Genomic DNA, 23,612 nt, shown 5'->3' with positions numbered 1-23,612 from the left:
CCCCGCCCCCCAGGACAACTTCGGCCCGCCGCCCCCCATGCCGCCGAATCCGCCGGGCGCCTAGGGCCTGTACGGAGTTCCCCGTCGTTCGCGCGGAGCGCGGCGTCGCGGCGTTCGGTGCGTGCTCTCGGCGTGCGGCAGACCAGGTCATGTGGCGGAGCCACCTGTCCTGGGCTGCCGTGCGGCGAGAGTGCGTGCCGGGCGTCGGGGCGCAGACGGGGAACTCCGTACAGGCCCTAGTCCCGCGGCGCCCGCGTCCAGGCCAGGTTCCCGGCGAGCAGCCCGCCGTCCACCGGCAGCGTGACCCCCGTGATCCACGCGGCGTCCGCGGAGGCCAGGAACGCCACCGCCGCCGCCACGTCCGACGGCTCGCCGACGCGGCCCAGAGGGTAGACGTTCGCCGCGACCGCGGCCAGGGTCTGTTCCCGGCCGTCCCAGGCGCGGGTGCGGATGGTGCCGGGGGCGACGAGGTTGACGCGGACGCCGTGGTCGGCGGCCTCGATCGCGAGGGTGCGGGTGAAGCCCGCGAGGCCCGCCTTCGCGGCGCTGTACGCGTGTTCGCCGAGGCCCGTCTCGCCGTTCACGGAGCCGATGTTGACGATCGCGCCGCGTCCGCCGGCCCGCGCCAGATGCGGCAGCGCGGCGCGCGAGACGCGGACGGCGCCGTGCAGGGTGACCTCGAAGGTGGCCAGCCAGTCCGCGTCGGAGATGGTCTCGACGGGGCCGACCGTCGCGCCGGCGTAGGCGTTGTTGACGACGACGTCGAGCCGGCCGAAGGTCTCCACGGTGTGGGCGACGGCCTCGTCCACGTCGGCGGAGTCCCGTACGTCGCAGTGCACCCACTCCGCACCGCGGCCGATGTCCGCGGCAGCCGCCTTGGCCGCGTCGGCGTCGACGTCGGCGACGACGACGCGGGCCCCCTCCGTGGCCAGCCTGCGGGCGATGGCCGCGCCGATGCCGCGGGCTCCTCCGGTGACGATCGCTGCGTAACCACCGAACCGTGTCATGGCGGAAGGGTAAGCCCGTGACCAGCGATGCGGTAGATCACCGTCGGGCGGAAGCGGCGGCCCTCGGGTCGTAGCCGAACGGGAGCTCAAGGCGGTGGCGGTGCATCAGGTCCTCGTCGGCGAGGATGTCGCCGGTCGGGCCGTCGGCGGCGATAATCCCGTCGCTGAGGATCAGCGAGCGGGGGCACAGCTCCATCGCGTACGGGAGGTCGTGCGTGACCATCAGGACCGTGACGTCCAGGGAGCGCAGGATGTCGGCGAGTTCGCGGCGGGAGGCGGGGTCGAGGTTGGAGGAGGGCTCGTCGAGGACGAGGATCTCCGGCTCCATCGCGAGGACCGTGGCCACGGCGACGCGGCGGCGCTGGCCGAAGGAGAGGTGGTGCGGCGGGCGGTCGGCGAACTCCGCCATGCCGACGCGCTCCAGCGCGGCCTCGACGCGGGCGGTGAGCTCGGCGCCGCGCAGGCCTGCGGTGGCGGGGCCGAAGGCGACGTCCTCGCGGACGGTGGGCATGAAGAGCTGGTCGTCGGGGTCCTGGAAGACGATGCCGACCCGGCGGCGGATCTCGGCGACGTTGCGCTTCTCCACCGGCAGCCCGGCCACGGTGACGGAGCCCGCGCCGCCGCCGAGGATGCCGTTGAGGTGCAGGACGAGCGTCGTCTTGCCGGCGCCGTTGGGGCCGAGGAGAGCGACGCGTTCGCCGCGGGCGATGGTCAGGTCGACGCCGAAGAGGGCCTGGTGGCCGTCGGGGTAGGCGTACGCGAGGCCGGAGACCTCGAGCGAAGGAGCGGTCACAGCAGGATCCATCCCGTCAGGCACACCACCAGCGCCGCCCCCGGCAGCGCGGCGGCACGCCGCCAGTCGACGGCGGTCGCCGTCACCTCGTCGATCACCGGCATGCTGCCGGTGTAGCCGCGGGACACCATCGCCAGATGCACCCGCTCCCCCCGCTCGTAGGAGCGGATGAACAGCGCCCCGGCGGACTTCCCGAGCACCCCCCAGTGCCGTACGCCGCGCGCCCGGAAGCCCCGCGACTCGCGGGCGATCCGCATCCGCCGCATCTCGTCGGTGATGACGTCCCCGTACCGGATCATGAACGACGCGATCTGCACCAGCAGCGACGGCATCCGCAGCCGCTGCAGCCCCAGCAGCACCTCGCGCAGCTCGGTCGTGGCCGCGAGGAGGACCGAGGCGGCGACCCCGAGGGTGCCCTTGGCCAGGATGTTCCAGGCGCCCCAGAGCCCCGATTCGCTCAGCGACACCCCGAGGACGTGCGTGTACGGGCCTTCGGCGACGAACGGCAGCAGCAGCGCGAACGCGACGAACGGCACCTCGAACACCAGCCGCCGCAGCACGAACGTCACCGGCACCCGCGCGTACGCGGCCACCCCCGCGAGCAGCCCGGCGTACAGCGCGAACGCCCACATCGCCTCCCGCGGCGTGGCGACGACCACGAGGACGAAGCCGAACACCGCCGCCAGCTTGCAGTGCGCCAGCAGCGTGTGCACCCGGCTGTGGGCGTGCCGGTAGAGCCGGTGACCGTGACCCGCTCCCACGGCTCAGGCCCCGGTGGCGGAGACGGACTCCGGCCGGCGCGAGCGGCGGACGACCACGAAGACCCCGGAGCCCACGGCGAGCGTGAGCCCCACCCCGATCACGCCCGCGGTCCCGCCGGAGAGGCGGGCGTCGGTGATGTCCTTGACGCCGTAGTCGGCGAGGGGTGAGCTGGAGAGTCCGTGCTCCTCCTCCTTGGCGGCGATGCCCTGGTCACCGGCGACCTTCTCCAGGCCGTCCGGGTCGGCGGAGGCGTAGAAGCTGACGACGCCCGCGAGCACCACGGCGGCGGCCAGGCCCGCGGCCCACACCGTGCGCGTGGAGCGGGCGGCGGCCGGGGCGGGGACGGCGCCCGGGACGGTGGACGTGGAGCCGTCGGCGTGGCGGATGAGCAGCGGGCGGGCCAGGCCCCGGGCGCCGTGCACCAGGTCGGGGCGGACGGCGGCGACGGAGCCGACGGTGAGGGTGGTGATCGCCGCTTCCCCGAGGCCGATCAGCAGGTGGACGCCGACCATGGCGGTGACGACCTTGCCCAGGGAGACATCCGCCGTCCCGCCGATCGCGTACAGCCCGGTGAAGGCGAGGGCGGCGGCCGGGACGGAGAGCATCGCGGCGGCGAAGGAGGCGACGCCCAGGCCCGTACGGCCGCGCGGGAGGACCCGCAGCAGGCCGCGGAAGACGGCGTACGAGACGACGACGGTGACGACGCCCATCAGCGTGATGTTGACGCCCAGCGCGGTGAGGCCGCCGTCGGCGAAGAGCAGGCCCTGCATGAGGAGGACGACGGAGACGCACAGCACGCCCGTATAAGGTCCGACCAATACGGCGGCCAGGGCCCCGCCCAGCAGATGGCCGCTGGTACCGGCGGCGACCGGGAAGTTCAGCATCTGCACGGCGAAGATGAACGCGGCGACCAGCCCGGCCAGCGGCGCGGTGCGCTCGTCCAGCTCCTTACGGGCCCCGCGCAGGCTGACCGCGACGGCTCCGGCGGCCACCACGCCGGCGGCGACGGAGACGGGGGCGTCGAAGAATCCGTCGGGTACGTGCATGCGGGTCCCCTCCCAAGTGTTTCAGGTGGTCCGATGATATCCCTCTATTGCGAACGACTCGCAATAAGGACGTTAACGCAAGAGGTTCGGAGCGGGGCGCGCGGCGGATTGGCGTGCGCCCCCGTCGATCCGAGTTGCCGGGCCTCCACGGCGCCCGAAAACTGGGGATTGTGACTGTTCAGGGTGATTCTTCCGCGTCCTTCGGGTACCTTCGTGCCCCGCATCTGCACGGCGACATGATCTGCTTCACCACCGAGGACGATCTGTGGCTGGCCCCGCTGGTCGGCAGCGACCAGGTGCCGGAGCGCGCCTGGCGGCTGACGGTGGACCGGACCCGGGTGGACAACCCCCGCTTCAGCCCGGACGGCCGCACGATCGCGTTCACCAGCCTGCGCAGCCTCGACCCCGAGGTGTACGTGGTGCCGGTCACCGGCGGCGAGGCGGTGCGGCTGACGTACTGGGGCGGCACGGACACCAAGGTGCGCGGCTGGTCGCCGCCGGACGAGGACGGGCGGACGGACATCCTGGCGGTGTCGTCGTTCAGCCAGCCGCTGGCGTCCTTCCAGTGGGCGTACACGGTGCCGGCGGACGGGAGCATGGCGGGCAAGCTGCCGTGGGGGCCGGTGAACGACATCGCGGTCGGCACGCTGGACGGCGAGCGGCAGCATCTGCTGCTCACGGGGAAGCCGCCGCACGAGCCGGCGGGCTGGAAGCGGTACCGCGGCGGGGCGATGGGGCGGCTGTACCTGGGCGGCCGGCGGCTGCTGGCGGAGCTGGGCGGGAACCTCGAGAGCATCATGATCGTCGGGGAGCGGATCGCGTTCCTCTCCGACCACGAGGGCGTCGGCAACCTCTACTCCTGCAAGCCGGACGGCAGCGATCTGCGCCGGCACACCGACCACGCCGACTTCTACGCCCGCGCCGCGTCCACCGACGGCCGCCGGGTGATCTACCAGTGCGCCGGCGAGCTGTGGCTGGTCGACGAGCTGACCCCGGACAGCGAGCCGCGCTGGCTGCCCGTACGCCTCGGCGCCCCGCGCGCCGGCCGGCGCCGCTACCAGGTGTCCGCCGCGGCGAACGTCCGCGGCCTCGCCGTCGACGCCACGGGGCGGGCGAGCGCGGTGGAGGTCCGCGGGGCGCTGTACTGGCTGACCCACCGCGACGGCCCGGCGCGCACCGTCGCGCACACCCCGGGGGTACGGATCCGGCTGCCGCAGACGCTGGGAACGACCGGGTCGGTCGCGTACATCACGGACGCGGACGGGGAGGACGCGATCGAGATCGCCGACCTGCCGCAGGCCGGCACCGTACGGCTGCCGCTGCGGATGGCGGGCGGCGAGCTGGGGCGCGTACACGCGATGGTGCCGTCGCCGGACGGCTCGACGATCGCGGTGGCGTCGCACGACGGACGGCTGCTGATCGTGAAGGTGCCGGACCGGCCGTCGCCGTTCACCCATGTCCCGGCGGACGAGGAGAAGGAACACGACGAGGTCGAGCAGGGGGAGGAGGGCCCGGGCGAGGAGAAGAACGAGAGGGGGGAGCCCGTGACCCACGCGCGCGAGCTCATCCGCTCGGACAACGGGCCGGTGCGCGACGTCTCCTTCTCCCCGGACTCCAAGTGGATCACCTGGGCGCATCCGGGGCTGGGCCGCTCGCTGCGCCGGATCAAGCTGGCGCGGCTGGCGGACGACCTGGTCGTCGACGTGACGAACGGGCGCTTCGAGGACGAGCAGCCGGTGTTCACCCGCGACGGCCGCTATCTGGCGTTCCTGTCCTGGCGGGGCTTCGACCCGGTGTACGACGTGCACACCGGCGATCTGTCGTTCCCGCTGGGCAGCCGCCCGTATCTGGTGCCGCTGTCGTCCGCGACGCCGTCGCCGTTCGCGCTGTCGGCGGAGGGGCGGCCGGCGGCCGGCGGGCTGGACCCGACGGGGGCGGAGAGCGGTGACGGCACGGTGCACGTGGAGCCGGCGGGGCTGGAGGCCCGGGTGACGCCGTTCCCGGTGGCGGCGTCGAAGTACTCCTCCCTCACGCCGGTCGCGGGCGGCGGGCTGGTGTGGCTGCGGTGGCCGATCTCCGGAGCGCTCGGGGAGACGTTCGCCAACCCGTACGACACCTCCGGCAATCCGACGCTGGAGCACTTCGACATCGCCAAGGCCAAGCGGACGGAGCTGACGTCGCTGGTCAGCTCGATCTGGTCCAGCGGTGACGGCAGCCGGCTGGTCGTGCTGGACGAGGGGACGCTGCGGGTGATCCCGGCGACCGAGCGGGCGGAGGCCGACACCACGACGTACATCGACCTGCGGCGGATCATGCACGAGGCGGATCCGATCGCGGAGTGGCGGCAGTCGTTCGAGGAGGCGGGGCGGATCATCCGGTCCTACTACTGGGAGCCCAACATGTGCGGCATCGACTGGCCGGGGGTGCTCGACCAGTACCGGCCGCTGCTGGACAAGGTGGCCTCCCCCGACGAGTTCGCCGACCTGCTGCGGGAGGTGCTGGGCGAGCTGGGCACCTCGCACGCGTACGTGACGCCCGCGCGCTCCAACGAGGGGCCGTCGCCGTACCAGCGGCCGCTGGGGTTCCTGGGGGTCAACTACTCCCGTACGCAGCACGGGGAATGGGCCGTCGCCCGGATCCTGCCGGGCGAGTCCTCGGACAACCGGGCCCGGTCACCGCTCGCCGGGCAGGGCGTGCGCGAGGGCATGGTGCTGATCGAGATCGACGGGCGGCGGATCGACTACCGGCTGGGGCCCGGCCCGTTGCTGGCCGCCGCGGGCGGTACGACGGTCGAACTCACCTTCCGCGTACCGGAGACGGGGCGGGCTCGGCGGGTGGCGGTGGTGCCGCTGATCGACGACCGGCCGCTGCGCTACCAGGACTGGGTGGCCAACCGGCGGGCGCTGGTGCGCGAACTCAGCGACGAGCGCTGCGGATACCTCCACATCCCGGACATGGTGGGGTCGGGGTGGGCGCAGTTCAACCGCGACCTGCGGATGGAGATGAGCCGGGAGGCGCTGGTCATCGACGTACGGGGCAACGCGGGCGGCCACATCAGCGAGTTGGTGCTGGAGAAGCTGACGCGCTCGATCCTCGGGTGGGACCTGACGCGCAACGCCGAGCCCGTGTCGTACACCTCGATCGCGCCGCGCGGGCCGCTGGTGGCCCTGTGCGACGAAGGGACCTCGTCCGACGGCGACATGATCATCGCGGCGTTCAAACGGCTGGGCCTGGGGCCGGTGGTGGGGCTGCGGACCTGGGGCGGGGTGGTCGGGATGACGGGGCGGCATCTGCTGGGCGAGGGGACGGTCATCACCGTGCCGATGAACGCGGCCTGGTTCTACGAGTACGGCTGGTCGGTGGAGAACAAGGGCGTTGAGCCCGACATCGTGGCCGACCGCACGCCGGTGGACTGGGCGGAGGGGCGCTGCTCGGAGCTGGCGGTGGCGGTGGACACGGCGCTGCGGCTGCTGGCGGCGAACCCGGCGAAGGTGCCCCCGGACTACAGCGACGTGCCGGACCGGAGGCGGCCGCCGCTGCCGCCGCGGGATTGAGCCGTCACCCGGCCGATTTGATCGAAATGCGGAGGAATGCGGCGTATGTAAATCTAATTCTGCCCCCACCGGACTCACTACTAGGAGTGACAACAGATGGGCATCGCAGAAAACCCCCAGGACCGGCAGCGCCAGCAGCAGGGCCAGGAGCAGCAGCGCCAGGAGCAGCAGCGCCAGCAGGGTCAGCAGGGCCAGCAGCAGGGCCAGCAGAACCCGCAGAACCCGCAGCGGCAGCAGGACCAGCGTCGCCAGCAGGAGCAGCAGCGCAAGGGCCAGCAGCCGGGCCAGCAGTCCTGGGATGACGCCGAAGACAGCTTCTGACGCGTCCGCTTGACCCGCACGACTGTGCATCGAGGGGTGCGTACCGGAGCTCCGGTACGCACCCCTCACCCGTGCCTAGCGCCCGGTACGCGCCGACTCGTCCGCGGCCCCGCCCGCCCCGACCAGCCCGCGCCGCGCATCGCGCCCGGCCGCCAGCCGGGGGGCGAACTTCCGCATCTCGCGGGCGCCGCCCAGCGCGATCAGCCCCGGCAGCGAACCCCGTACCGCCTGCATGCCGCGCAGCCACCACTGGCCGTACACGTGCGGCGCGCGGCGCACGATGCCCCGCACGATGCGGTCCACCGCCGGCTCCAGCGAATACGTCTTGTTCAACGGCCACGGCAGGGACCCGCGCAGCTCGCGCATCACCTCGTCCGCGTCCGCGCCGCGCACCATGTCGGTGTCCGTCCAGCTCAGATAGCCCACGCCGACGCCGACGCCCTGATACGACAGCTCCCCGCGCAGACAGTGCGCGAACGCCTCCACGCCGGACTTTGAGGCGCAGTACGCGGCCATCATCGGCGCCGGGGTGATCGCGGCGAGGGAGGCGATCTGCAGCAGATAGCCGCGGCTCTCCACCAGCGCCGGGACGAACGCGCGGGCCGTGGCGACGCTCCCCAGCAGGTTGACCTCGATGACCCGGTCGAAGCTGCGGGCGTCGGAGTCCACGAACGGCCCACCGGTCGCCACCCCGGCGTTCGCCACCACGATGTCCACCCGGCCGAACCGCTCGACGACCTCCGCCGCCACCCGGCCCATCGCCTCGTGGTCGGTGACGTCGGCGTGCCAGTACGCGGCCTCGCCGCCCAGCGACGCGGCGACCCCCTTCAGCTCCTCCGGCTCCAGCCCCACCAGCGCGAGCGTCGCCCCGCGCGCCGCCAGCTTGCGCGCCAGCAGCGCCCCGACCCCGCGCGCCGCGCCCGTGACGACGGCGACCTTTCCGTCCAGCCTCTTGCCGCTCACGCGCGCTCCCCCTCCGTCATCAGATGGCCCTTCACCAGCCCCCGGATCGCCCCGCTCACCGCGTCGGGCGCCTCGACCGGCGTCATGTGCCCCATCCCCGGCAGCTCCGTGACGCCCAGGCAGTCGGGCAGCCCCGCGGCCAGCCGCCGTCCGTGCACCGCCGGCGTCAGCCGGTCGGCGAGCCCCTGGATCACGGCGGTCGGTACGGGGATCCGCCGCACCTGGGCCTCCAGGTCCAGGGCCGACAGCACCCGCCCCCACCGCCCGCGCGCCTTCGGCGGACAGGCGTGCACGATGTACGCGCAGGCCTCGATCTCCGCCGGCCGCGCGCCCGGGCCCATGGTGGCGTACCGCAGCAGCTTCTTCCCGACGGGCGTGACCGGCCCCAGCGGCAGCCGCGAGTGCAGGAACGTCCGGTGCGCCCAGCCCCGCAGCGCCTTCGGCCCCACCGCGAACACCCGTGACTCCAGCTTGAGTTTCGCCGCCCCCGTCGAGCAGAGCAGCAGCGCGGCGGCCCGCTCCCGCAGGTACGGCCGGTCGGCGGCGGCCATCAGCGTCATCGCGCCCATGGAGTGTCCCGCGAGCACCGCCCGCTCGCCCGGCCCCAGCGCCGCCTGCAGTACGGCACCGAGGTCGTCGGCGAGCAGGGAGGTGGAGTACCCGGTCGCCGACGCCGGGCTGCGGCCGTGGCCGCGCTGGTCGTAGACCACCACCTTGTGGTCCACGGCCAGATCCTTGACGACGGCGGCCCAGAACGCCGTCGAACACGTCCAGCCGTGCGCCAGCACCACGGCCGGCGCGTCCTCGGGACCGTGCACCTCGGCGTACAGCCGCGCGCCGTCGGCGGACGTCACGTCGAGCTCGAGGCGGGGGGCGGGGGGCGCGAAGGGGCCCGTGGTCACGTGCGTACGGGGGCTCAACGGACGTTCTCCTTCTGCTGGTCGGGAGCGGCGGCGCGCAGCACCTCGTACTCGGCGAGGTCGACGCGGCGGGTCACCCGGCGGAACTCGGCGGTGGTGCCCGGCCAGATGGTGGTGTTGCGGCCGGCGGCGTCGAGGTAATAGCTGGTGCAGCCGCCGGCGTTCCAGACGGTGCGCTTCATCCGCTGCTGGACGCGGGCCGTCCAGGCGTCGACGGCCTCGCGGCGGGCGTCCAGGGCGGTGCCCTTGCCGAGAGCCGTGAGCTGACGCATGAAGTCGGCCAGGTAGTTCAGCTGGGACTCGATCATGAGGATCATCGAGCTGTTCCCCAGGCCGGTGTTGGGGCCGATGACCGTCAGGAAGTTGGGGAAGCCGTGCGCGCTGGAGCCGCGCAGGGACTCCATCCCGCCGCTCCACGCCTCGGCGAGGGTGGTGCCGTCGCGACCCTTCACGCGGTCGGCGAACGGCATGTCGGTGACGTGGAAGCCGGTGGAGAAGATCAGGACGTCGGCCTCCGTCTCCGTACCGTCGGAGGCGACGAGGGTGGTGCCGCGGATCTCCTTGAGGCCGGACGCGACGACGTCGACGTTGGGCTTCGCGAGGGCCGGATAGTAGTCGTTCGAGAGCAGGATGCGCTTGCAGCCGATGCGGTAGTCGGGGGTGAGCGTGCGGCGCAGTTGCGGGTCCTTGATCGCGCGGGCGATGTTGCGCTTGGCGAGGGTCTCGATCAGGCCCAGCTGGTTCGGGTGCTTGGTGAAGGCGCCGACCTGGAGCTCGCGGATGCCCCAGAGGATGCCGCGGCGCAGCTTCGTCGTGGCGGGGATCGCGGCGTGCAGCTTCTTCTCGAACGAGGTGATCTCGCGGTCCATGCGCGGCAGGACCCAGGGGGGCGTGCGCTGGAAGAGGGTGAGCCGGCCGGCGTCGCGCTGGATGTTCGGGACGATCTGGATGGCGGAGGCGCCAGTGCCGATGACGGCGACGCGCTTGCCGGTCAGGTCGGCGTCGTGGTCCCACCGGGCGGAGTGGAAGACCGTACCGGGGAAGGTGTCGATGCCCGGTATGTCAGGGATCTTGGGGTCGGAGAGCGGGCCGGTGGCGCCGACGACCACGTCCGCGGTGAACTCCTGGCGGGACGTCTCTATCTCCCAGCGCAGGGCGTCGTCGTCCCAGCGGATGCTGCGCACCTCGTGGTCGAAGCGCAGATGCGGGCGCAGGCCGAAGGTGTCGGCGACCCGCTCGAGGTAGGCCCATATGTGCTCCTGGCCGGAGAAGGTGCGCGGCCAGTCGGGGTTGGGCGCGAAGGAGAAGGAGTACAGGTGGGAGGGCACGTCGCAGGCGCAGCCCGGATAGGAGTTGTCGCGCCAGGTGCCGCCCAGGGCCTTGGCCCGCTCCAGGACGACGAAGTCCGTGATGCCCTCGCGGCGCAGCTTGACGGCGGCCCCCAGACCGCCGAACCCCGCGCCGACCACTGCCACCCGTACGTGCTCCCGCTTTGTACCGGTCATGCCGCACGCTCCCTCTGCTGGCTCCTGCAATCCCGCCGACCGTGCCAGCAATCACTGGCATGATTGGAGGGTAGGGCTTTCGTTTACTCATGGGTAGGGGTTGGGGGCGTCGAGTTCGGACGCACGTAGGCTACGAGGGGTTCACCGGAGGGAGGCGCGGGGGCGCATGGGCCAGGAATACCGGGTGGCGGAGCTCGCGGAGGCCGCCGGCGTGCCCGTCCGCACCGTGCGGTTCTACCGCGAGCGCAAGCTGCTGCAGCCGCCGCGCAAGGAGGGCCGGATCGCTTGGTACGGCGAGGAGCATCTGGCCCGGCTGCGGACCATCGCCGCGCTGCTGGAGCGCGGGCACACCCTCGGCGGGATCGCGGAGCTGATCACGGCGTTCGAGTCGGGGCGCGATGTGCGGGGGGCGGCGGAGCTGCTGGGGTTCGAGGCGGCGATCGTGCGGCCGTTCTCCGAGGAGACGCCGGTGCGGCTGTCGCCTTCGCAGCTCGCCGATTACTACGGGAGCACCGAGGTCAGCCCCGAGAACCTCGCGGAGTCGCTGGACATCGGGTATGTCGCGGTGGACGGCGAGGAGTTCGTGCACGCCAGCCGACGGCTGCTGGACGTGTCCGCGGCGCTGGTCCGGGAGGGCATCCCCCTCGCGGCCGTGCTCGCGGCGGGGCGGGAGGTGCGGCGGCACGCGGACGCGCTGGCGGAGGTCTTCACGGGGCTGATCCGCGAGCATCTGCTGGACGAGGTGCTGAACGCGGACGCCGCCGACATCCGGCCCGAGCAGCTGACGGAGATCGTCGAGACGGTGGAGCGGCTGCGGCCGATGTCCAAGGCCGTGCTGGAGGCGGAGGTCTCGATGGCGATGGACCGGCGGGTACGGGCCGAGCTGGAGGAGTGGCAGCGGGGGCCCGCGTCGTAGCTCGCCCTGGCTACCAGAAGAACGCGCCGAAGCCGCCCTCCGGCTCCGGCTGCGGGCGGCGCGCCGGCAGGTCCCGCAGCGCGTCGCTGAGGTCCTCGTCCGCCCGCCGCACCACCCCGACGGCGCGCTCGACCGCCAGGGTCCAGCGCCGTTCGACCTCCGCGATCACGCTCGGGTAGCCGGAGTTGACCGCCAGCCGCGCCACGTCGTCCTCGCGCCAGCGGTAGTGCGCCCGCCCCTCGTCGTCGATCAGCACCTCGCCGCCCTCGGTCTCCCGTACCAGCGCCAGCAGCGCCGTCTGCGCCTCGGTCAGCGCCCGGTGGCCCGCCTCGAGCGCCCGGGCGATCCGGTGGCCGCTCGGCGGGCCGTTGCGCCAGGACTCGGCGGCGGCGGTCAGGACCTCGAAGTCGGCGGTCAGGGCGTCCTGGTAGGTGAGCTGCGGGGGCTCGTCCCCGGCCCAGACGGAGATCACCGGCTCCGCCGCCTCCTGCCGCGCCTCCATCAGCGCCCACGCCGCCCGGAACCGGCGCAGCCGCTGGATCGCGGTGTCCGTCGCGTCTGGCCCCTGGGTCCAGGCACCGCGCAGCCGGTGGACCTCTCCCGGCCGGGCGGGGTCCGGTCTGACCCCCCGGTCCTCGTTCAGCATTCCCGTCGCCCCCGTCGGTCCCCTGGCTCTCAGGGGTTGTCTCCACCGTAGGACAGGATCGATTGTTACCGCGAGAGTGCGTCAGTCTCTGACAGATCCCACCAACGTGCCTTGTAGATACCCCCGTCGGCGAGTTTCACGGCGCCCGTGGGTTCGTCCAGGCGGACGGAGGTCGTCCACCACGACTGGTGCAGGCCGTCCTCGGGGGAGGTGGACAGCAGGCGTCCGCTCCTGTGGTCGGAGCCGATGGATTTGACGTCTTCGCGGTCGGTCCGCGCGGCGCCGGGGTAGTCCTTGACGAACTCCCGGCGTTTCTTGGAGTACTGCAGCACTTCGTGGCGGGTCGTCACCCAGAGGCGGTCGGGGTTTCCGGCCACTTGCCCCAGGTCGTGGCCTCCCGCGTGGTCGCCGTCGGGGTGCGGGAGTTCCGCGGAGCGGCCTCTTTTGATCTCCGGGCGGTCGGCGGTGCCCTGGACGCGGTACGCGACGAGCTCGTGCCGGCCGAGGGCCCACAGGACGCGGAGTCTCGCGTCCCACTGGAGGCCGTGGGCGTCCTCGAGGGGTGCTTCGGCGTAGGTGTCGTTGTGGGCGGCGTAAATGCGCAGGACGCCGCCGGTGCTGCCGACGACGGCGATGTTGCCGTGGGGGACGAGTTCGATGCTGTGGAGGTTGAGGTCGGGGGTCAGGGCTCTGGCCCAGTAGGGGCGGCCGGTGGGGTATTCGACGACGGCGGCGAAGCCTTTTGAGGCGGTGGTCAGGACGTACGGCTTGCGGCGCCTGATGCGGAGCTTCGCCTCGCTGACGTATTCCCAGCTCGTAGCCGGGTCGAGGTCCGCGTACCGCGGGTCGCCGTCGGGGGTGAATGACCAGAGCACTCCGTCGGGGGCGTCGGCGTCCATGAGGAGCAGCCGACGGCCCGCCTGATCGGCAACGAGAAGGTACGTCACGCGTTCGCCGCCGCACGGTCCAGCAGCAGGGCCCGCTCCTTCTCGTTACGGGTGAGGGCCGCCGCCCGCTCGAACTCCGCCCGCGCCTCCGCCCGCCGGCCGAGGCGCTCCAGCAGGTCGCCGCGGACGCTGGGGAGGAGGTGGTAGTCGCGCAGGGCGGGTTCGTCCACCAACGCGTCGACGATCTCCAGCCCCTTTCTGGGGCTGTCGGCGCGGGCGACGGCGACGGCCCGGTTCAGCTCGACGACCGGGGAGGGGGCGATGCGGGCGAGCTGTCCGTACAGCAGGGCGATGCGGTGCCAGTCGGTGTCCGCGGCGTCGGGCGCGGAGGCGTGGCAGGCGGCGATGGCGGCCTGGAGGGCGTACGGGCCGGGGTGCGCGGTCTCGGCGCGGGCAAGGGCCGTGAAGCCCCGGCGGATGAGGAGGTGGTCCCAGCGGGAGCGGTTCTGGTCCATCAGCAGGACGGGCTCACCGTCGGGGCCGGTGCGGGCGGGCTGGCGGGACGCCTGGATCTCCAGCAGCGCGGCGAGTCCGTGGACCTCGGGCTCCTCGGGCATCAGGCCCTGCAGCACGCGGGCCAGGCGCAGGGCGTCCTCGCAGAGGGCGGGACGCATCCAGTCGTCGCCGGCGGTGGCGGAGTACCCCTCGTTGAACACCAGGTAGATGACCTCGAGCACGGACGGCAGCCGCTCGGCCCGCTCCTCACCCCGCGGCACCTCGAACGGCACGTGCGCCTTGGCCAGGTTCTTCTTCGCCCGTACGATCCGCTGCGCGACGGTCGCCTCCGGTACGAGGAAGGCGCGCGCGATCTCCTCCGTCCGCAGCCCGCCCAGCATCCGCAGGGTGAGGGCGACGCGGGCCTCGGTGGAGAGGACGGGGTGGCAGGCGGTGAAGACGAGGCGCAGGAGGTCGTCCTGGATGTCGTCGTCGATCTTCTCGAGAACGGCGTCGAGCTCGGCCTCGGAGTCCTCGCCGGCCGCTGCCCGCCCGACCTCCTCCAGCTTCCGCGCGTACGTCTGATCCCGCCGGATCAGATCCACCGCCCGCCGCTTCCCCACGGCGGTCAGCCACGCCCCCGGCCGCTCGGGCACCCCGTCCCGGGGCCATTGCTCGAGCGCGGCGACGAGCGCGTCCTGCGCCAGCTCCTCGGCCAGCCCCACATCCCGTACGACCCGCGCGATCCCGGCGACGACCCGCGCGGCCTCTATCCGCCACACGGCCTCGACGGCGCCCCGGGTCTCCTGCTCGCTGTCGCTCACGGCGACCCATCAGACCAGCCCCTGACGGGTCACCGCAAACGCCACGGCCGGGGCTCAGGGCTCGTCGACCTCGCGCACCTCGCAGCTGATGTTCCACCCGTCGCCGTGAATGGCCAGGAACCGCCGGGTCCACTCCACGGCCTCGGCCTGATCCTTGACCTGGAACATGGCGTACCCCCCGACCACTTCCTTGGTCTCGGTGAAGGGCCCGTCGGTGGTGCTGAGCTTCCCCCCACTGAGGTGCACCCGCTTCCCCTGCGCGGTGGGCTTGAGCCCCGCGGTGTCGAGCAGGACGCCGGCCTTGGTCATCTCGTCGATGAGCTTGCCCATGTCCTCCATGAGCCGCTCGTCGGGGCCGCCCTCGGGGGTGTCGTTCTCGTTGATCCGGATCATGGACAGATAGCGCGGCATGATGCTCACTCCTTCACACGTCGGCGGGATTCGGTCTGAACCCTGCCCTCACTGACGCGTCGAACGGGGGAGGGGCGGATCGACACGACGGGGGATCTATTTTCCCGGGGAAGCCCCAGACGTCAGTCCGTACCGTCGAGCATCGCCTGCACGGACTGCCCGACGAGTCCCTCAACCACGATCGGTCCGTCCACCGGAATCCCGTCCAGCCGCTCCCCCCGCAGCACGGCAACATTCACGGCATCCCGCACGGCGTGGGCCAGCCACGCCACCACCGTCCGGAACTCCGCCACGGACGCCCCGGCCACCCGGCCCAGATCCTCCGCCCGCCGGGCGTCCCGCAGGGCCCCGGCCAGGATCTCGAGCTCCATCGCATCGGCGATCCGGTTCACCATCCCGTCCCCGAGGGGTACGTAGGCGGGACGCCCTTCGTCGGTCCAGGGCAAGCGCCGTAGTGTGCTCACGTCGACTCCTTTGCAGTCGGCCGGCCCCGGGGTGTTCGCGCACCGCCGGGGCGTTTCGTTGCAGCTGACGCTACCAAGCTGGGTACACCTGGGTATACCAAGTTTCACTTTGCATAGACCTGGTGTACCCCACACGCTGTAGGTATGACCCGCAAGCTTGACGAGACGAAAGCCAAGTGGCCGCAGATCGCGGCAGCGCTGGAGCGCGAGATCGCGGCCATGCCGTCTGGCGAACGCCTCCCCGGCGCGCTGGCTCTCTCGGAAGAGTGGGGCGTCTCGCTGACGGTGGCTCGTAAGGCGCTGGCCGATCTTCGCGAACGCGGATTGATCAGAACCGAGAACGGCATCGGGACGTTCGTCGCATGAACGTCGCCGGGCTTGAAGGTCCGCCGCTGCCGTAGCTGGCGCACGTCGGAAGACGCCGGTACCGTCCGGGCTTTGATGACTGAATCCTGGGACACCATCGCCGACTGGTACGCGGAACGGCTGCAATCCGGCTCCGCCATGCATGACTTCAGCCGCGACATCCTGCTCGACCGCCTCCCGCCACGTCTCGACGGACAGCACGTCCTCGACCTCGGCTGCGGCGAGGGGATCATCACCCGGGCCCTGGCGGCCCGTGGCGTATCAACCCACGGCATCGACCCGTCACCGCGGATGATCGCCCACGCACAGGAGGCCGAGCGGCTCGAGCCAAGTGGAGCCACCTTCACGGTCGATGACGGATGCACGCTCGCCACCATCGCCACCGCCTCGATGGACTGGGTGACGGCAGGCCTGTCGCTGAACAACGTCCCCGACCTCAACGCCGCACTCACAGCCGTACGACGAGTCCTCACCCCGGGCGGCTCCCTGGCCTTCACCATCCCGCACCCGTGCTTCGAGACACCGCACGCCACCTGGACGGAGACGGCCCCCGTACGCCGGGTCATCGGCGACTACCTCACCGAGGGCTTCTGGCGCTCGGCCAACCCCGAAGGAGCCCGGCGAGCGGGCAACCAGCACCGGACGCTGTCGACGTATCTCACCGCTCTGATCGGGAACGGCTTCGCCTTGAAGACCATCGACGAGCCCGCCCCGGACGCCACCGTCATCGCCGCCCAGCCGCACCGCGCCGGACTGCCACCGTTCATCGTCCTCCACGCATGCCGGGCGTGACCCCGCCGATCCGCCCGTCTCGCAAGGGCCATTTGCGCGGAACGCCGACGCCACCCCACGCCGGCCCAATGGAACTCTGACCACACTCGCCCCCTGTGGCGGCAGATCGCCGCGGAGATCATCCGGCGTATCGAGGACAGAACATACCCGCCTGGGGGCCGCGTCCCGTCGACGCCGGGGCCGGCGCAGGAATTCGGCGTCGTCAACGCGACGGCGGCCAAGGCCATGCGGCTCGTACGCGAGGAGGGATGGACTCGGGGCGAGGTAGGGCTGGGAACGTTCGTCATGGACCCCCTGCCGTCGGGAGTCCGACAGACTCCGGTTCAGGTACGGAAGGAAACCAACCCATGAGCTACAGCCGTTACAGGATCCCGCGTGAGCGGAGACTCGCCGAAGGGTTCACCGAGCCTGCGGAAGTCGCCGAGACCCGCCACGAGATCCGAATCGCCATGGCCCTGGCCAAAGCCGTCTACGACCGCCGAACGCAGCTCGGACTCACCCGGGCCGAGCTTGCCGACCGCGCCGGGCTCACTCAGGCCGAAGTCTCCCGAATCGAGGGTTCCGACACAGTCCCCACGCTCCCCCGCCTCGCCCGCCTCGCCAAAGCACTGGACGCCACGCTCGACATCACCCTGGACGGCGACGGAACCCACGCAGGCTTCACCACTCCCCAGGAGGCTGTTTGACGCCTCCCACGGCGTCAAGCTGCACCCGCGTCAGGCCGGCCAGCAACGCCACCCGGGAAGCTCGGGTGCCGTCGAGTTCAGCCATCAAGTCCTGCAGGTGGCAGCGTCTTTCCTCACGGCGGGCATCAAGGTAGAACCGCACGGCCTCGGCCACCAGTTCCTTCTTGGTCATGCCGAGGAAACTCGCACCAGAGGTGATCAGCTCGTCCGTGACCGGATCGACCTTCAGCAGCGCTTGCCTGTGTGCGGATTTCGTGGCCACGGGATTGCCTCCTCAGGCAACTCACAGTGTCGTTCCATAGGTACGGCCCGCCTCTCAAGTCAGATCGAGCGTGACCCGCAGGGCAGCGGAGATCCGGTCCATGGTGACCTCGTCGACGCTGCCGAGGCATTCGCCCGCCTGCAGCCGCTTGTCGGTCAGCGCTGTGATGTCGACGGCGACGGCGGCCCCCTGTATCGGCTGACGCATGGGGATGGTCACGACGGTGTCGGGAGCCCCCGCGGTCTCGTCGATCACCATGCACACCGCCGTCCCCGGCAGGGCGTCCAGCGCGGCGTCCGACGCCACGATGACCACGGCCCGGCTCTTCCCGGCCAGCTGCACTCGCCACACCTGCCCCCGGGCGAACAGGGTCACGCGACGTCCTCCCCGAAGACGTCGGCGATCTCGTCGGTGTCCCCAGCCCCCCGCTCCCGCCACGCCCGCACGGCGACGGCGGCGTCCCGCAGCTGCTGTGCGCGCAGGGCGTTCTCCACGTAGGCGGACAGATTCCCCCCGGAGGCCGCCCGGGCGTGTGCGAGGAGGTCGTCGGGGAGGGTGACGGTGGTGCGGGTACGGGTTGTCATACATCCGAGCATACTCATGTATGGCGCAGGGCTCGCCGATACTCTCGCCGCCCAACACGACTACGCAGAGCTCACATCTCCTCGAAACCGCGAATCCGGGCGTGGGCCTCCGCCAGCTCCTCGTCACTGAAAGCACCGTGTTCGCTTTCATAGGCGTCGAGGTCAGCACCGAGCTGCTGGTTCCGGATTTGCCGGGCGACCGTCTCAGCCACGCCATCCATCGGCTTCTTGGACTCAGCGGCCTCCTCGCCAGGCAGGCAGGTGGCTTCGATCCGGGTCGTATCCGCGCCGTCACGCACCCGGGCCTCCGTCCTCGACAATCGCTGGGATCGTCTGCCCGACGAGACCATCAGGCCCGCTCATCAGCGGACCGTCCGCCGGAATCCCCTCCCGCCCGTCCAGCCGCTCCCCCCGCAGCAAACCATCCCGTCCCCGAGCGGCACGAAGGCGGGACGCCCTTCGTCGGTCCACGGCAACCGCCGTAGTGTGCTCACGTCGACTCCTCTGTAGTCGGCCGGCCCCGGGACGTTGCCGCGTCGCCGGGGCGCCTCTTGTTCCGCGTTCCGCCGTATACGGTACTTCACGCACGCTAGGCATGCTACGTCTCGCATGAAATGGCTAGCACGCTCATCATGCGAGGCATGGAGTTCGAGCCCGGAATCGCGCGGTGGAAGCAGGTCGCCGCGATCATGCGCGCCCGTATCGCCGATGGCACGTACCCGCCGGGCGAACGGGTCCCCAGCGTGATGGAGGTCGTCGAAGAGTTCGGCATCGCGCAGGCGACAGCTCAGAAGGTGCTGCGCGCGCTGCGGGAAGAGGGACTGACGTTCACTGAGCCGGGCATCGGCTCGTCGGTGCGCCGCGTCGGCAGCTAGGACCGGTCCGCCGGCGGTATGGACTCGCACCACGCCTAGTGGTCAAAGACAACCGTAACGGGCGCCTGGTCTGACCAGCGGTTCTCGTGCGCATCGGCTCGCTCGACGAACCCTTTCACAGCGCGAGAGGCCATGGCCCGCGATGCGCAGACCAGATCGATCCGCCAGCCCGAGTCATTATCGAACGCCCGTCCCCGATACGACCACCACGTATACGGCCCCTCCGCCCCCGGATGCAGGGCCCGCATCACGTCCGTGTACTCCGCCTCCTCGTACACCCGCGTCAGCCACTCCCGTTCCTCCGGGAGGAAGCCGGAGCTCTTGAGGTTGCCGCGCCAGTTCCTGATGTCCGCCTTGTCGTGCGCGATGTTCCAGTCGCCGCACACGACCACCTCCCGGCCGGTGGCCGCCGCGCGCTGGCGCAGGGTCTTCAGGTACGGGAGGAACTCCGCCATGAAGCGGGTCTTCTCCTCCTGGCGAGGGGTGTCCACCTCCCCCGCCGGGAGGTAGAGGCTGGCGACCGTGACGCCGGGGAGGTCCGCCTCGATGTAGCGGCCGCTCGTGTCGAACTCCGTCGAGCCGAAGCCGACGCGGACCTCGTCCGGCTCCCGGCGGGTGTACAGCGCGACGCCCGCGCGGCCCTTCGCTGCGGACGGGGCGAAGGCCGTGAACCAGCCCTTCGGCTCCCGTACCGCCGCCGGCATCTGGTCGGCCTCGGCCCGTACCTCCTGGAGGCACACCACGTCCGCGTCGGTCGCGGTCAGCCAGGGCAGGAAGCCCTTCCTGGCGGCGGCGCGCACCCCGTTCACGTTCACCGAGGTCACAGTTAGCACAGCACTCTCCTGGAGATGGGAAGACCCGGGAACGTTACTCGACGGCGTCCGGGAGAATCGCCCGCATGCCCCAGCGCTACCTCCTCGGCCTGATCCGCGACGCCACGCCCGCGTACGCGGGCCGCCGCACGCTGCTCGACCGCCTGCTGCCGGACCTGGGCCACAACGGGGTGGGCGAGATGAACGCCTCCGTCCTGCGGGACTACCGCGAGGCGTACCAGAACCACTACCTGGACCGCCTCTCGGCGCTGCACTACTTCTACGGGATCCTGCACTCCCCGGAACTGGAGAAGTACGACCGCCTCGCCCGCCTCCCGAAGTCCCGCCGGGGCGACCTCTTCATCCAGGCCGGCCGGGAGCTGTCGCGGCTGCACATCCTGTACGAGGAGTCGGAGCCGTACGACGGCCTGACGGAGGAGCGGCTGACCCCCGACCTGGTACGGATCCGCCTGGAGGACATCCCGGAGCAGGCGACCCGCTTCCGCCAGCGCCTGCGGCCGACGGTGTTCTCGGTGATCCGCCGCTACGACATCCGCCCCCGCGAGGGCGGCGTGGACCTGCCGCCGGAGGTCGCCGACCTCCTCAGGCGCGTCGTCACGGTCGCCCTGCGGACGGTGGAGGTCATGGACGCGATGCCGCCGATCGATCGCTTCGACGAGTGGTGAGCCCAGGCTGCCACGCCCCCCTGATCCGATCCCGTCGGAATCGGCGCTGGTGAAGGACTACGGCCGCTCAGAACGACGAGGACGTGGCCGACCGTCGCGCCCTGCGGGCCCTCGAAAGGAGCGGACAGCAGGAACTCCTCAAAGCCGTCGTCGCTCACATTCACGTATGTCCTCCACTCTCCGGCCGCCGCCGCTCAGGCTACGTCCGCGCCGAAGCAGCCGGTACGGACTTCTCCCACATCCCCCCGGAGGGGGACCCTCACCCCACCGGCACGAACCGCACCCGGAACAGCTTCGGCCACAGCTTCCCCGTGACCCAGAATTCGTCCGTCCCCGGGATCGACGCGATGCCGTTCAGGACGTCCGCGCCCGCCGCGCGTTCCGCGGGGGTCAGGAGGCCCGTGGCGTCCACCGATGCCGTGACCTTGCCCGATGCGGGGTCGATGCGGATGATGCGGTCCGTCTGCCAGATGTTCGCGTAGACCGCGCCGTCCGGCGTGCACTCCAGCTCGTTCAGGTTGCGGACCGGGCGGGAGCCCTCGCGGACCGCGATCGTGCCGTTCACCGCGAACGTGCGCGGGTCGCGGAACGTGAGGTTCGAGGAGCCGTCGCTCATGACGAGGCGGTCCGGCGCGGACTGGTGGCACAGGCCCCAGCCCTCCCCCTTGTAGGGGACCCTGCGGCGTTCCTTCAGGGAGGCCGCGTCCCGCTCCAGGGCCACGCCGTTCTGCCACGTCAGCTGCCAGACCCGGTCCCCCGCCAGGGTGATGCCCTCGCCGAAGAGGGCATCAGGGAGGGACACCGAGCGGGACGGCTTCCCGCCCGGGGGGCCCGCCGAGAGCCGGGAGTGCCCCGCCAGCCCCGTGCCCTCGTACAGGACGTCGTCCTTCAGCTCCAGGCCCTGGGTGAAGGACGACGTGTCGTGCGGGAGCGTCTCACGTACCTCGACCCGCAGCCGCCGCGGGCTCGGGGGCCGGTCGTTTCCGGACGGCGATGCGCCGGCGCTGCCGGCCTGTGCCGAGCAGCCCGTGAGCAGTACGAGGAGGGCGACGCTGGTCGCGGCGGGAGCGCGCATGGGGCAACCCTGGCACACGGCCGGGGCCCGAGCACGGCCGCGCGCCCTGGCGCTGCGCGGGAACCGCCCCGGTGGCCGCCGGAGCGGGCGCCGGGGAGGCCGTCTGGGCGGTGAGGACGAAGACGCCCGCCGCCGTGATCAGCGCCGCCAGCACCGCGCCGAGGGCGCCCGCCGCCCCGTACCGGAAGGACTCCCCCATCGCGACGATGCCCACGGCAGCCGCGACCACCGGGTTCACCACGGTCAGCGTGGCCAGCGGCGCGGCGAGCCCCGCGCCCCGGTACGCGGCCTGCGAGAGGAACACGCCCGCGGGGGCGAGGACGGCGATCATGGCCAGGCTCAGCGGGTCGGACGCGTCCTCGGTGACCGCCTTGGTGAAGACGGACGCCATCCCGAACACCGCGCCCGACGCCACCGCGAGGGTGAGGCTCCGGGCGGCGGACAGGCCCATGCGCCGGGCCACGAGGATCAGCACGCCCACCCCGGCGAGGGTGGCGGCGGCGACGAAGACCTTGGAGTCCCCCGTCATCGGGTGCGCCGGGCCCGAGCCGGTGAGCGAGAGGATCACGGCCAGTCCGGCCGCACACATCAGGGCCGCCGTCCAGGCGGCGCGGCCGGCCCGGCGCCCGACGCAGATCGCGGCGATCGGGAGGGCGAAGACGATGGTCAGGGCTCCGAGTGGCTGGACGAGGCTGAGCGATCCGTACGCGAGGGCGGCGACGTGCAGCACCGCGCCCGAGCCGTTCAGGCCCACGGCCGCCCACCAGCCCGAGCTGCGCAGGGGGGCGACGGCCGGCGCGCGGGTGTTGGACGCCACCCGCTCCTGGAGTACGGCCGCGCCGGCGTACGCGGCCGCCGAGATCAGCGACAGCAGCAGCGCCAGCAGGAAAGGACTCATGGATCCAACGATCCCCCCGCGCGCGCCGAATGTCGTCATCCCAGCGGATGCATTGGGTCCTACTGCCACGGCAGTAGGACTACGCCCCGGGGTCCGGCTGCGGAGGGATATTCCCCCGTGGGGTTTAGAAGGCCGTGTGTCATACGGCACGTACGGGGGATTGCCGCGGATAGGCGGATGGGGTATCCGGAAAAATAATCGGAGGAAATTCAGTTGTCCCAGTCGTAGAATCCCCGCCCCGTCTTACGCCCCAGCTCGCCCCGCGCGACCTTCTCCCGCAGTAGCGCCGGCGGTGCGAAACGGTCACCGAGCGTGGCCGCCAGATGCTCCGCGATGGCCAGGCGTACGTCGAGTCCGACCAGGTCAGTGAGGCGCAGGGGGCCCATGGGGTGCTTGTAACCGAGCGTCATCGCGTTGTCGATGTCCGCCGGGGCGGCCACCCCCTCCTCGACCATCCGGATCGCCTCGAGCCCCAGCATGACGCCGAGACGGCTGCTCGCGAACCCCGGCGAGTCCCGCACGGTCACGTCCGTCTTCCCCAGCGCCCGCGTCCAGCCGCGCGCCGCCTCGACCGTATCTGGGGAAGTCTCCGGCCCCGTGACCAGCTCGACCAGCTCCGACGCCGGGACGGGGTTGAAGAAGTGCATCCCCAGGAACCGTCCCGGATGCTTCAGCGAAGCCGCCAGCTCCGTCACCGGCAGCGAACTGGTGTTCGTGGCCAGCACCGCCCCCTCCCCCACGACCGCCTCCGCCGCCGCCAGCACGGCCGCCTTCAGCCCCGCATCCTCCGGCACCGCCTCCACGACCAGCCCGGTGTCCGCCGGCAGCCCGCCGACCGCGTCCACCGTCCGCACCCGGCCCAGCACCGCGCCGGGATCCGCGACCTTCCCCCGCTCGGCCGCCCGCCGCAGCCCCGTCGCCACCCGCTCCATGGCCGCCGCCGCGGCCTGGGCCCCGCTTTCCACGACGACCACCGAAGACCCCGCCGCGGCGAAGGACTGCGCGATCCCCGCCCCCATCCGCCCGCCGCCGATCACTCCGACGATCCCGGGAACGCTCATC

The 23,612-nt window shown here is 71.9% G+C and carries 29 protein-coding genes; 9 read left to right on the top strand and 20 right to left on the bottom strand.

Translation table 11 applies throughout. The annotated features are described in order from the left end of the window. Positions 1 to 236: 236 nt before the first annotated feature. Genes SRB5_RS27225 through SRB5_RS27210 form a run of 4 tightly spaced genes read right to left on the bottom strand, consistent with a single transcriptional unit; the run spans position 237 to position 3,608 of the window. Positions 237 to 1,007 (bottom strand): SDR family NAD(P)-dependent oxidoreductase, encoded by a 771-nt coding sequence (locus tag SRB5_RS27225; RefSeq protein WP_153456078.1) that lies wholly within the window; start codon positions 1,005 to 1,007, stop codon positions 237 to 239. Between the two features lie 37 nt (positions 1,008 to 1,044). Continuing rightward, positions 1,045 to 1,812: an energy-coupling factor ABC transporter ATP-binding protein gene (locus SRB5_RS27220; RefSeq protein ID WP_153456077.1), complete on the bottom strand. Its 768-nt coding sequence runs from the start codon at positions 1,810 to 1,812 to the stop codon at positions 1,045 to 1,047. Next, on the bottom strand, positions 1,797 to 2,561 hold the full coding sequence (gene cbiQ / locus SRB5_RS27215; protein ID WP_323378543.1) for a cobalt ECF transporter T component CbiQ: 765 nt from the start codon (positions 2,559 to 2,561) through the stop codon (positions 1,797 to 1,799). Before cbiQ ends, SRB5_RS27220 begins: the two co-directional genes overlap by 16 nt. Positions 2,562 to 2,564: 3 nt before the next feature. Then, entirely contained in the window at positions 2,565 to 3,608 is a 1,044-nt protein-coding gene (locus tag SRB5_RS27210; RefSeq protein ID WP_153456076.1) for an energy-coupling factor ABC transporter permease, read from the bottom strand. 236 nt (positions 3,609 to 3,844) lie between these two features. On the opposite strand from SRB5_RS27210, the gene SRB5_RS27205 reads away from it, so the two are divergent. Further along, positions 3,845 to 7,162, top strand: coding sequence for a S41 family peptidase (locus tag SRB5_RS27205; protein WP_153456097.1), 3,318 nt, complete (start codon positions 3,845 to 3,847; stop codon positions 7,160 to 7,162). 96 nt (positions 7,163 to 7,258) lie between these two features. Continuing rightward, positions 7,259 to 7,483: a hypothetical protein gene (locus SRB5_RS27200; RefSeq protein ID WP_153456075.1), complete on the top strand. Its 225-nt coding sequence runs from the start codon at positions 7,259 to 7,261 to the stop codon at positions 7,481 to 7,483. 75 nt (positions 7,484 to 7,558) lie between these two features. On the opposite strand, the gene SRB5_RS27195 is transcribed toward SRB5_RS27200, so the two are convergent. Genes SRB5_RS27195 through SRB5_RS27185 form a run of 3 tightly spaced genes read right to left on the bottom strand, consistent with a single transcriptional unit; the run spans position 7,559 to position 10,871 of the window. Further along, complete coding sequence (locus SRB5_RS27195) at positions 7,559 to 8,446, bottom strand: SDR family oxidoreductase (protein WP_323378540.1); 888 nt, start codon at positions 8,444 to 8,446, stop codon at positions 7,559 to 7,561. Beyond that, entirely contained in the window at positions 8,443 to 9,366 is a 924-nt protein-coding gene (locus SRB5_RS27190; RefSeq protein WP_153456074.1) for an alpha/beta fold hydrolase, read from the bottom strand. Before SRB5_RS27190 ends, SRB5_RS27195 begins: the two co-directional genes overlap by 4 nt. After that, the gene (locus SRB5_RS27185; protein ID WP_153456073.1) at positions 9,363 to 10,871 is read right to left on the bottom strand and encodes a flavin-containing monooxygenase; all 1,509 of its coding nucleotides are present in this window, start codon (positions 10,869 to 10,871) and stop codon (positions 9,363 to 9,365) included. Before SRB5_RS27185 ends, SRB5_RS27190 begins: the two co-directional genes overlap by 4 nt. 166 nt (positions 10,872 to 11,037) lie before the next feature. Here SRB5_RS27185 and SRB5_RS27180 point away from each other — a divergent pair, with 166 nt between their 5' ends. Further along, positions 11,038 to 11,787, top strand: a complete 750-nt coding sequence (locus SRB5_RS27180; RefSeq protein WP_153456072.1) for a MerR family transcriptional regulator — start codon at positions 11,038 to 11,040, stop codon at positions 11,785 to 11,787. Positions 11,788 to 11,797: 10 nt separating this feature from the next. Here the strand turns inward: SRB5_RS27180 and SRB5_RS27175 are convergent, their stop codons facing one another. From SRB5_RS27175 to SRB5_RS27155, 5 genes are all read right to left on the bottom strand, one after another. Beyond that, the gene (locus tag SRB5_RS27175; RefSeq protein WP_153456071.1) at positions 11,798 to 12,433 is read right to left on the bottom strand and encodes a hypothetical protein; all 636 of its coding nucleotides are present in this window, start codon (positions 12,431 to 12,433) and stop codon (positions 11,798 to 11,800) included. Between the two features lie 65 nt (positions 12,434 to 12,498). Beyond that, positions 12,499 to 13,380, bottom strand: coding sequence for a DUF6528 family protein (locus tag SRB5_RS27170; protein ID WP_153456070.1), 882 nt, complete (start codon positions 13,378 to 13,380; stop codon positions 12,499 to 12,501). Then, a complete protein-coding gene (locus SRB5_RS27165; protein ID WP_323378538.1) occupies positions 13,377 to 14,639 on the bottom strand; it encodes an RNA polymerase sigma factor in 1,263 nt (420 codons plus the stop codon). Before SRB5_RS27165 ends, SRB5_RS27170 begins: the two co-directional genes overlap by 4 nt. 54 nt (positions 14,640 to 14,693) lie before the next feature. Beyond that, entirely contained in the window at positions 14,694 to 15,050 is a 357-nt protein-coding gene (locus tag SRB5_RS27160) for a YciI family protein (protein ID WP_153456069.1), read from the bottom strand. A 122-nt stretch (positions 15,051 to 15,172) separates the two neighbouring features. Next, positions 15,173 to 15,514 (bottom strand): hypothetical protein, encoded by a 342-nt coding sequence (locus SRB5_RS27155; protein ID WP_153456068.1) that lies wholly within the window; start codon positions 15,512 to 15,514, stop codon positions 15,173 to 15,175. Positions 15,515 to 15,658: 144 nt separating this feature from the next. Here SRB5_RS27155 and SRB5_RS27150 point away from each other — a divergent pair, with 144 nt between their 5' ends. From SRB5_RS27150 to SRB5_RS27135, 4 genes are all read left to right on the top strand, one after another. Further along, entirely contained in the window at positions 15,659 to 15,880 is a 222-nt protein-coding gene (locus SRB5_RS27150) for a GntR family transcriptional regulator (protein ID WP_153456067.1), read from the top strand. Positions 15,881 to 15,955: 75 nt separating this feature from the next. Then, positions 15,956 to 16,672, top strand: a complete 717-nt coding sequence (locus SRB5_RS27145; protein ID WP_153456066.1) for a class I SAM-dependent methyltransferase — start codon at positions 15,956 to 15,958, stop codon at positions 16,670 to 16,672. A 30-nt stretch (positions 16,673 to 16,702) separates the two neighbouring features. Further along, the gene (locus tag SRB5_RS27140; protein ID WP_323378544.1) at positions 16,703 to 17,023 is read left to right on the top strand and encodes a winged helix-turn-helix domain-containing protein; all 321 of its coding nucleotides are present in this window, start codon (positions 16,703 to 16,705) and stop codon (positions 17,021 to 17,023) included. Next, entirely contained in the window at positions 17,020 to 17,358 is a 339-nt protein-coding gene (locus tag SRB5_RS27135; protein WP_153456065.1) for a helix-turn-helix domain-containing protein, read from the top strand. The genes SRB5_RS27140 and SRB5_RS27135 overlap by 4 nt, the downstream gene beginning before the upstream one ends. Here SRB5_RS27135 and SRB5_RS27130 read toward each other — a convergent pair. From SRB5_RS27130 to SRB5_RS27115, 4 genes are all read right to left on the bottom strand, one after another. Next, positions 17,333 to 17,620 carry a hypothetical protein gene (locus SRB5_RS27130; protein ID WP_323378537.1) on the bottom strand — a complete coding sequence of 96 codons (288 nt, stop codon included), beginning with the start codon at positions 17,618 to 17,620 and terminating at the stop codon, positions 17,333 to 17,335. The two genes, SRB5_RS27135 and SRB5_RS27130, sit on opposite strands and share 26 nt — an antisense overlap. 54 nt (positions 17,621 to 17,674) lie before the next feature. Continuing rightward, a complete protein-coding gene (locus SRB5_RS27125) occupies positions 17,675 to 17,995 on the bottom strand; it encodes a type II toxin-antitoxin system PemK/MazF family toxin (protein WP_323378536.1) in 321 nt (106 codons plus the stop codon). After that, complete coding sequence (locus SRB5_RS27120; protein WP_153456064.1) at positions 17,992 to 18,204, bottom strand: type II toxin-antitoxin system CcdA family antitoxin; 213 nt, start codon at positions 18,202 to 18,204, stop codon at positions 17,992 to 17,994. Before SRB5_RS27120 ends, SRB5_RS27125 begins: the two co-directional genes overlap by 4 nt. 71 nt (positions 18,205 to 18,275) lie before the next feature. Next, complete coding sequence (locus SRB5_RS27115) at positions 18,276 to 18,503, bottom strand: hypothetical protein (protein ID WP_323378535.1); 228 nt, start codon at positions 18,501 to 18,503, stop codon at positions 18,276 to 18,278. A 342-nt stretch (positions 18,504 to 18,845) separates the two neighbouring features. Between SRB5_RS27115 and SRB5_RS27110 the strand changes: the two genes are divergently transcribed. Then, positions 18,846 to 19,079: a GntR family transcriptional regulator gene (locus tag SRB5_RS27110; RefSeq protein WP_153456063.1), complete on the top strand. Its 234-nt coding sequence runs from the start codon at positions 18,846 to 18,848 to the stop codon at positions 19,077 to 19,079. A gap of 35 nt (positions 19,080 to 19,114) precedes the next feature. Here the strand turns inward: SRB5_RS27110 and SRB5_RS27105 are convergent, their stop codons facing one another. After that, entirely contained in the window at positions 19,115 to 19,912 is a 798-nt protein-coding gene (locus SRB5_RS27105) for an exodeoxyribonuclease III (RefSeq protein WP_323378533.1), read from the bottom strand. 65 nt (positions 19,913 to 19,977) lie between these two features. On the opposite strand from SRB5_RS27105, the gene SRB5_RS27100 reads away from it, so the two are divergent. After that, positions 19,978 to 20,577: a type ISP restriction/modification enzyme gene (locus SRB5_RS27100; RefSeq protein ID WP_153456062.1), complete on the top strand. Its 600-nt coding sequence runs from the start codon at positions 19,978 to 19,980 to the stop codon at positions 20,575 to 20,577. Between the two features lie 259 nt (positions 20,578 to 20,836). On the opposite strand, the gene SRB5_RS27095 is transcribed toward SRB5_RS27100, so the two are convergent. From SRB5_RS27095 to SRB5_RS27090, 3 genes are all read right to left on the bottom strand, one after another. After that, on the bottom strand, positions 20,837 to 21,613 hold the full coding sequence (locus SRB5_RS27095) for a glutaminyl-peptide cyclotransferase (protein ID WP_228390483.1): 777 nt from the start codon (positions 21,611 to 21,613) through the stop codon (positions 20,837 to 20,839). Then, complete coding sequence (locus SRB5_RS35980; RefSeq protein ID WP_228390475.1) at positions 21,513 to 22,550, bottom strand: DMT family transporter; 1,038 nt, start codon at positions 22,548 to 22,550, stop codon at positions 21,513 to 21,515. The genes SRB5_RS27095 and SRB5_RS35980 overlap by 101 nt, the downstream gene beginning before the upstream one ends. Before the next feature lie 209 nt (positions 22,551 to 22,759). After that, the gene (locus SRB5_RS27090; RefSeq protein ID WP_153456060.1) at positions 22,760 to 23,611 is read right to left on the bottom strand and encodes a 3-hydroxyacyl-CoA dehydrogenase family protein; all 852 of its coding nucleotides are present in this window, start codon (positions 23,609 to 23,611) and stop codon (positions 22,760 to 22,762) included. Position 23,612 lies beyond the last annotated feature (1 nt).

Source organism: Streptomyces smaragdinus, assembly GCF_009604385.1.
Taxonomy (GTDB): domain Bacteria; phylum Actinomycetota; class Actinomycetes; order Streptomycetales; family Streptomycetaceae; genus Streptomyces; species Streptomyces smaragdinus.
The sequence above is the reverse complement of the archived record's forward strand: the minus strand, read 5'-3'. Positions and strand labels throughout refer to the sequence as shown.